The organism is Geitlerinema sp. CS-897 (assembly GCF_028368005.1).
Classification (GTDB): Bacteria; Cyanobacteriota; Cyanobacteriia; order Cyanobacteriales; family Geitlerinemataceae; genus Baaleninema; species Baaleninema simplex.
Genome location: NZ_JAQNCQ010000003.1, coordinates 1 through 8,279, shown reverse-complemented (window position 1 = coordinate 8,279; position 8,279 = coordinate 1). Strand labels below are relative to the sequence as shown.

Annotated in this window: 8 protein-coding genes; 2 read left to right on the top strand and 6 right to left on the bottom strand. The window is 52.2% G+C overall.

The features are described from left to right. Positions 1 to 121 precede the first annotated feature (121 nt). The 6 genes from POG22_RS00140 to POG22_RS00115 all read right to left on the bottom strand — a co-directional run bounded on the left by POG22_RS00140 (position 122) and on the right by POG22_RS00115 (position 6,167). Positions 122 to 772: a S1 family peptidase gene (locus POG22_RS00140; protein WP_498902927.1), complete on the bottom strand. Its 651-nt coding sequence runs from the start codon at positions 770 to 772 to the stop codon at positions 122 to 124. 30 nt (positions 773 to 802) lie between these two features. Further along, positions 803 to 1,756 (bottom strand): S1 family peptidase, encoded by a 954-nt coding sequence (locus tag POG22_RS00135; RefSeq protein ID WP_498902925.1) that lies wholly within the window; start codon positions 1,754 to 1,756, stop codon positions 803 to 805. A 125-nt stretch (positions 1,757 to 1,881) separates the two neighbouring features. Beyond that, complete coding sequence (locus POG22_RS00130; RefSeq protein ID WP_498902923.1) at positions 1,882 to 2,505, bottom strand: COP23 domain-containing protein; 624 nt, start codon at positions 2,503 to 2,505, stop codon at positions 1,882 to 1,884. 109 nt (positions 2,506 to 2,614) lie between these two features. Further along, on the bottom strand, positions 2,615 to 3,706 hold the full coding sequence (locus POG22_RS00125) for a hypothetical protein (RefSeq protein ID WP_498902921.1): 1,092 nt from the start codon (positions 3,704 to 3,706) through the stop codon (positions 2,615 to 2,617). 83 nt (positions 3,707 to 3,789) lie between these two features. Next, entirely contained in the window at positions 3,790 to 5,364 is a 1,575-nt protein-coding gene (locus POG22_RS00120; RefSeq protein WP_498902919.1) for an NAD(P)H-quinone oxidoreductase subunit N, read from the bottom strand. A 626-nt stretch (positions 5,365 to 5,990) separates the two neighbouring features. Further along, positions 5,991 to 6,167: a hypothetical protein gene (locus POG22_RS00115; RefSeq protein WP_498902917.1), complete on the bottom strand. Its 177-nt coding sequence runs from the start codon at positions 6,165 to 6,167 to the stop codon at positions 5,991 to 5,993. Positions 6,168 to 6,322: 155 nt separating this feature from the next. Here POG22_RS00115 and POG22_RS00110 point away from each other — a divergent pair, with 155 nt between their 5' ends. Both POG22_RS00110 and POG22_RS00105 read left to right on the top strand, forming a co-directional pair. Next, positions 6,323 to 7,033, top strand: a complete 711-nt coding sequence (locus POG22_RS00110) for a vWA domain-containing protein (RefSeq protein WP_498902915.1) — start codon at positions 6,323 to 6,325, stop codon at positions 7,031 to 7,033. A gap of 25 nt (positions 7,034 to 7,058) precedes the next feature. After that, complete coding sequence (locus POG22_RS00105; RefSeq protein ID WP_498902913.1) at positions 7,059 to 8,054, top strand: PP2C family serine/threonine-protein phosphatase; 996 nt, start codon at positions 7,059 to 7,061, stop codon at positions 8,052 to 8,054. Positions 8,055 to 8,279 lie beyond the last annotated feature (225 nt).

Here is an 8,279-nt window from a genome sequence, read left to right as displayed (position 1 = left end):
TCTAAAAACAATAACTAGCCAGATAACCAATCAATCAAATAACCTTTTAAGGTTCTGCTTGAAGCTTTTAAGAAAACAACTATTTTACAAGCACCTTATCTAGAGATTAAATTCAAAATCACTACGTTTTGGCCACTACCCCAGTGGTTTCTCCTTGACCGTGAATTCCCACCACGCGGCCGCTCACATCAAAGACTGGACCGCCGCTCATCCCCCGTCGCGTCACCGCATCGTAACGCAGCAGATAGCCTTCTTCATCACTAGACCGAACGTTGCTGATAATCCCGTTGGTGAAACTATACTCCCGTTCTTCACCGGGCGTACCGGGAAGCGGGTATCCCGAGATGTAAATCCCCGAACCGACCGTGGCTTCCTCGGAATCCGTAACTGGAGCGATGGGATAGTCCTCGTCACTTTCAAACTGAACGATCGCCAGATCGATTCCCCGTTCGGGTTCGGGATCGAAATCTAAATTAATGACATTGGTGACAGTGTGACTGTTCTCGCGGGATGTTACGATCTCGTACTCGGAGTTGGGATTCGCCACAACATGGTTGGCGGTCAAGACGGTATAAGTCTCATCGTCTTTCGCGATAATAACTCCCGAACCTCCACTATTCGGGGCGAGAAGGTTGTTGATTTGTACCGTTGTGGGAATGGCAACGCGTGCTACCTCTCGCGCCGTTTGAGCGAAAGCCGATTGCGGAAAGGCCGTTCCGACGAGAACAGTTCCGACGGTCAGACCCAAAATTGGTGTAAAACGTTTCATCATGGTTTGAGGTCAGGTAAAATCCGGACAGGTTTATTCTTGGAGAGAATTGAGATCTTCGTCGCGAACAGTTTGCGGTTCGCGAGAAACTGGAGTGAGAGGAGTTTGCGGACGCACGACAGGCGGCGCGATGGTTGCGGGATTGCGCGGTGGCGGAGAAACGGTTGGTGTTGAAGACACCGGGGACAGGCCGGTGTAATAGTGAATGGGGACCCCAAGACTTGACGATTGCACGATTTCGAGTTCATCAGGGGTTGGGGAACTGCCATCGCGGTATTGGTAAGCGCCAAATCCGGGATCGCGCCCGCTAGTGCGGGCGTTTAACCCGATGAGTTCGCCCCGCCCGTTGAAAATCGGACCGCCGCTCATTCCCACGACGATAGGGTTGGTGTAGCCAAGTTGATAGCCCCCTAGAAGGGGTCGATCGAGCAGAACAGATACTTCACCGACATTCAAGGTAAAGTTAGTGATGCCGCGATCGATCGTCATAGGACCGCCACCTCGCTCGTACAGGGGAAATCCGGCAGCGTAAGCCGTTTCGCCGACCTGCGGCAAGTTTTCGGCCAGTGGAACGACGGGATATTGACGCGAACTGCGAAATCGAACGACTGCCATATCGACTCCCGCAATCCGTCTTGGTTCGACGGACAGGGAATGGCGATGGCCGTCGTGGGTGAGAACGGTCAAGTTCTGGCGATTTTCGACAACGTGCCAGTTGGTTAAGACGGTGTAGGTATCGTTCGATCGATCGACGATCGCCCCAGATCCCGCCGCGTCCGAACTCACCACTCGTACTGTTACACGCCGCAATTGGGTTTCGTCTACCGCAGTGGTGTTCGGCGATTGTGCTGTGCGATCGCCGAATTTTGCTACTGTGTCGATCGCGGGTGCGGTCAGTCCTTCCGCCGAAATACCCCAGGATAACGCCAGCAGCAAGCTACTGACGAGTTCGATCGGTATTTTGGCAAGGTGGGGTCGGTGAGTCATGGAGGAAAGGGTTTGGCGATCGCCGCATCGAGATTGACAATTGGCTGATGTTCTGGAGAACTCTGGGCAAACAAACGGAATTTTTCCAGAGTTTCCGAGGCAAGTTCGAGCGTCACGAACTCACTCTAGAGATCGCGCATTCCACCGCCATTGGAACTCGGTCGAGGTGCAGGTGCGGGGATGGCAGCAGGTTCAGGTGCCGTTTGAGGTGTAGGCGCTGAAGTGGTCGCCGGGGCATTGTCGTTGTAAAGGCGATCGCCGACATTAATATAAGGAACCTGGCCGCTTTCATACTGAGAGGGTGTTGCCGCTTGACCTTCCCGCCACGCCATAAGAGTTTGCAGTGTTTGAATGACATCCGCTCCCGGACGCAGCGTATAGATTAAGTTTTCACACCGTCCGTTGACTTGGCTGGCAGTGCAAATCACATTTTCACCGTTCATACGTCCGGCGGTGATGTAGTAAAGCTGGCGATTCCGGCGGTAGGTTTCCATACGACCGCTCACTTCCCGACAGCGGGTTAGAGGGTCGTAGCCGGAACCCGTAAAGTGATGGGAAGCCCAGCGAATCCAGGGTTCCCACTCCCCGTTAGCACTTTGGTACATGGTCGTGGGGTACTGGCCGGCTTGCGTGTGACACCAGAACCCCCTTTGGCCGGGGCCAGGTTGTGCTTTCGTGGCATTTGGGAACAGAACCGCGCCACTAGCAACGGTTGCCAAGACGGTTAAGGTTTTTAGAAGGCGTTTCATGGTGAAGTTTCCTCGGTTATCAACAAGATCGAACAGTCACATCAATTCAGAAAAATTTAGGTGGACTGCGATCGCGCTTCATAATCCTCATTTATCCCTCCTTCAGGGGCTAAGCTGGCTCGTAATCGAACGTAACCTCGTAGCTCGTCCCAGCTCCATTCGGGTCAGCTTGCGAAACGATGACGAAGTATGTGTCGCTAAATATTGTTGTGCCGTTTCCTGTCCCCGTCACGTTTTGACTGATAAATTCAGGAGCAAGACCGGCATTTGTTGAAGAGGCAACTAAGGTATCAGCATCGTATTCTAATTCGCCATTAAAATTAGAATCGCGGTAAAGAGTTAGATTGACATCCTCCGTGATATTGCTCAAGCTTAGATCGAGGCTTCCTGTATCAGCCCAGGCATTAAATGGAAAGACATCCACAGAATCATTAGCTGAGGTTGAACCGAGGACTGTTGGTTGCGTGCTGTTTGACACAAACGGACTAGTTATATTGTTTGAATCTTCAGCAGAGAGAGGCTCCGCACTAATCTCAAACGAGTAAGACAATCCAGGCGTTCCACGGACTCCTACAAAATAAGTTCCATTTTCAACCTGCACTGATACTGTTTCGAGTTCCTCATCGCGATTTCCAAATGCAGGGTCTTCTCGCGTATCGATTCGACTACTACCTACCTGCTCATCCAAATACTGTTGATAAATATCATCTCCTGTCAAATCTTGGGATAAATTGAGGCTAAAAGTTACTCCTTCCATGGAGCCTACAGAAGGGGAGATTGTCACTGTACTCGGTTGGTTGACCTCAAACTGGAAGAAGGTAGGTGTGAAGCCGCCCAGAGAGTTTTCAGGAAGGAGCGTTCCTGAAGCAGACAAGTTCGATTCTCCTAGATTTCCTAAATCTTGCTCTTGAGGAGAACGCGAGGGTAGAGCGGCGCCCAAACTAATAATGTCTTCTTTACGAACTGCGGTTGAGGCTTCTCCGGGGAAGCCATTCAGAATAGCTAATTGCTCTCCAGTCGATCGAACTTGCAAAATGGCAGCTCGGGGTCCACCTCCTCGTCCCGAACCCAAAATGTCAATGTCATCAATTGTTAAGCCTGGAGGAAGTTCGATAACATCGACTTGAGGAACGTAGTCGTCAATAACGGTTCCTTGGGTGTCGGTTAAGCGGAATACATCTTCTAGAGTGTAGAGTTTCAAGCCCGAAAAATATCGATAAAAAACCCGGCTCTCTTAAAAACCGGGTCGTTCTCGTAATTTTCAAATGAGGTAAGTTCGATCGATTACGGCGTGTCGGTAGGAACAGATTCGACATCGACGATCGCCGAAGCGACCGACTGCGGCATTGAAATCGACGATTGCAACACTGGAGATTTCGTGACCGAATCGTTCGCCAAGGTAAACAGCGGGTTCGAGAGAATGCCCGCTAGGGACGTAATTAAAACCGACAATACGACTCCGACCTGTAAGGGGCGCATTCCCGGCAAATTCCAACGAATTTCTGGGTAGTTCTTCACCGAATCGGACATTTCATGAGGTTCTTTCACCACCATCATCTTCACGACGCGGATGTAGTAATAAATCGACACGACACTCGTGACCAATCCCAGCAAGACTAAGGCGTAGAGTCCGGCTTGCCAACCTGCCCAGAACAGATAAATTTTGCCGAAGAAGCCCGCCAAAGGCGGAATTCCGCCGAGAGACAGCAGACAGATGCTCAATCCCAACGTGAGCAGGGGATCTTTTTGATAGAGTCCGGCGTATTCGCTAATGCGATCGGTTCCCGTTCGCAAGGAGAACAGAATCACGCAGGCGAAACCGCCCAGGTTCATAAACAGATACACCAACAGGTAAAACACCATACTGGCGTAACCGGCGTCCGTTCCAGCCAGTAAGCCGATGATGACAAATCCCGCTTGGGCGATCGAAGAGTAGGCGAGCATCCGTTTCATGCTCGTCTGGGCTAGGGCAACGACGTTGCCTAACACCATACTGAGAATGGCTAACGCCGTAAACACGAAATGCCACTGATCGGTCAGCGATCCGAACGCCGTCACCAGCAGACGAATGGCCAGGGCAAATCCAGCGGCTTTCGATCCCACCGACAGAAACGCCACTACGGGAGTCGGCGATCCTTCATAAACATCTGGTGTCCATTGGTGGAAGGGAACGGCGGAAATTTTGAAGGCGATTCCGGTAATGGTAAAGACGAGGGCGATGGCCAAACCGATCGCTTGACTGCTTTCGCTTTGGGCGATGACTGCCGCAATTTTATCGAGTTGGGTTTCTCCTCCCGAAAGTCCGTACAGCAACGAGACGCCGTAGAGGAACACCGCCGAACTCGACGCCCCGATGAGCAAGTACTTCAAGGCGGCTTCGTTCGATCGCGTGTCTCGTTTCATATATCCCGTCAGTAAATAAGACGAAATACTGAGGGTTTCTAAGGCGACGAAAATCGTGACTAATTCATTGGCACCGGACAAAAACATTCCGCCGAGGGTTGCCGTCAGCATGATGCCCAGAAATTCCGCCAGGGACGTGCCGCTTTGTTCGACGTAGCGCACGGACATCAACACAGTTACGGCAGTGGAGAGGGCGATAATTCCGCGAAAAACTACACTGAGCGGATCGCTGTTGAACGCCCCCAAAAATCCGAAGGTATCGGGGCTGTCCCACTGGTAAACGAGGGCAACGATCGCCGCCAGCAGTCCCGCGATCGCCAGATAGGGCGTCCAACTCGACGAACGGCGTCCGACGATGGAATCCCCCACGATTACGAGTAAGAGGGTTACGAGGACGATGCCCTCGGGTAAAATCGTTTCAGCGTTGAGCTGAGTGGCAAGATTGGCAACATCCATAGGCGTTAAGCTTAATGGTTTCTCAAACTTTTATGGGCTTTTCCACACCGGCCTGGTTGCCCGAATCCATCTGAGGTTTGGCGTCCTAGCGGAATCGGCAGGCAGACAGTTCCTTATTCTACGCTACGATCGCTCAGGGATTCTAGGTATACCCCCACCTCGAGCGATCGCGCTCGTTAGGGTTTTTACTTGTATTGCCTTTTGGGGCGCGATCGGGTTTTGGCAAAAGAATCGAGCGATCGTAGACTTCGGCCAGACTCGAGAAAGGGAGGAAAGCTAGATGCAGACAGAAACCCAGTATTCTTACCTCGCGCTACCCTGCACGGATCGATCCACCTCTTCGTCTTGAGGAAAATCCACTTGACGCGCCGACGTAAAACCGACGATCGATCGCGCGAAAATATCCGATCGTTCAGATCTTTTTAGAACGTTTATAACTATTTTTTATTACAATTTTAAAAAATTTAGAACGAAAATATCCCCTAAAATACCGCTACTTTAGAATTTTGCAGTATTTTTTGAAAGTTGCGATCGCATTTCACCGCCCATAAAACGGAAATCGGTCGAGCAACGCATCCTGGATAAATTGCTAATTTCCAACACGAATTCATGGAAACGCGTTAAAACTATCCAGCGACCAGTTGCCGAACTCGTTTCGATTCGGGCAATCCTTCTCGGGCAATTTCTAACAGTTCGTCACTGCCTAAAATCCAACTTAGAATCCGATCCCAACGGGAACTGTCGGGTGTTGCGGGGCGATCGTTAGTTTGGACGGGTTCGACGGTTGCATGAATTGCTAACACGGTCGTTTCCTCCTAGCACTCTCTACTTATATTGTACTTTCACCCATCGCGCTCGAAATCCGTGCGATCGAGGGAACTCTTCCCCCATGACGTTCGACAGAGTGACTGGTGTTTGAAACCACCTCGAGATAGGATCTCGATCGCAGCCTATAGGTATGCTCGACGACACCGCTACCCAAACCGTTAACCTCATGTCCGAAGCCATCAATCTCGAAGACGCGGTTGAATTTGCAGAAAACCCAGAACCCCGCTGTCCTTGTATTCTCCTGCTCGATACCTCGGGTTCGATGTCTGGCGCTCCCATCGACGCTCTCAACGCGGGGTTGCAGGCGTTTCGAGAAGAACTCAACAAAGACGAACTCGCCCGCAAGCGGGTCGAAGTGGCGGTGGTCTCCTTCGACACTCATGTTAAAGTCGTACGAGATTTCGTCACGGCCGATCGCTTTGAGGAACCCACCCTCAGCGCTCAGGGACTCACGAGTATGGGAACGGGGATTAACAAAGCCTTGGATTTAATCGCCGATCGCAAAGAGCAATACCGCAACAACGGCGTCAGCTACTATCGTCCCTGGCTGTTTGCGATTACCGACGGCGAACCCCAGGGGGAATCCGATAAAGTCGTCCAACAGGCGATCGCTCGCATCAAAGACGACGAAACCCACAAACGCGTCGCCTGTTTTGCAGTCGGCGTCGAAAACGCCAACATGGAACGGCTTACAGAAATGTTCGCGCGCGCGCCGCTGAAATTAAAAGGATTGGATTTCCGCGAAATGTTCGTCTGGCTGTCGGCGAGTATGCAGCGCGTCTCCCATTCCAAACCCGACGAACAGGTTCCCCTTCCCCCTCCCGGTTGGGGCGAGGTTTAAGGCTGTTAACTCCCAACTCTGTAGTGTGAAACAAGACTCGAAGAAAACTTGGCGGGTGTTGGCGGCGTCGGTGTGCGGAACCAGTCACCAACGGCGATCGCTACCCTGTCAAGACGCCTGGTGTTGGAAACGAGCGTCCGATGGTATTTTACTGGCGGCGGTGGCGGACGGCGCAGGATCGGTGACGCGATCGCAGATCGGGGCGAAAGTGGCGGTCGAAGCGGCGATCGATTTTCTGGCGACGATCGATTTTACCCGTTTTTCCCCCCCGCAACCCGTCGATCTCGCTGATACGGAACTGGCGATCGCGCCAGAGATGTCGGAAACGGAGGAGTTCGCGGAAACTTCTACCGACGCGTCTAGAAACTATTCAGAAAACGACTCGAAACTGAATTCTCTTGCCGATTCAACAGGCGACTCGAAACCCGAATCTTTTAAGGAGTCGGAAGATTCGTCCGAACCCTCTGCAACGCCAAGTCCCCTCGAAACGGTTTTGCGAGAAACCCTGGCGGCGGCGAGAGAGGCGGTCGATGCTGAAGCCGAGCGTCAAGCGATCGCCGTGCGAGAATATGCCAGTACCGCGATCGCGATCGTGGCAACATCAGAGTGGGTAGCGGTGGCGCAAATTGGCGATGGGGCGGCGGTGGTGCGAGATATTGACGGAAGTGCGATCGCGCTAACACAACCGCAACAGGGAGAATACGCCAACCAAACCACGTTTCTCACCTCCGACGACGCCCTCGACACTGCCCAAACCCGAATTTGGCACGGACGAGCGACGCACTTGGCCTTATTTTCCGACGGATTGCAGCGATTGGCCTTGCAAATGCCCGAAGGAACGCCGTTCGATCGCTTTTTCAATCCTTTATTTCAATTTGTCGCCCAAGACCTCGACGAAACCGAAGGCAACCGTCAACTTGCCGCCTTTCTCCAATCTCCCCGCGTCACACAACGCACCGACGACGATCTAACCTTATTATTAGGCCACTTAGCGGAGACGATCGAGCGATCGGGGGAGTGAAGAGTTAAGAGGGAAGAGAGAAGAGTTGTTAGGAAGACAAGGTCAACAAAAAAGATACCTGGGGAGTCGGTGCGCGACGAATTGGCGGGTTGGGCGCGAGAAATATCGGGTCTTTAGTCGGTTGGCGGCGTACATTGGCGGTGCGCCTCTTTCAGGGAAGAGTTAAGAGTGTAGAGTGAAGAGTTAAAGAGGAATTCCCCTTCTCCCCCTCTCCCCCTCTCCCCT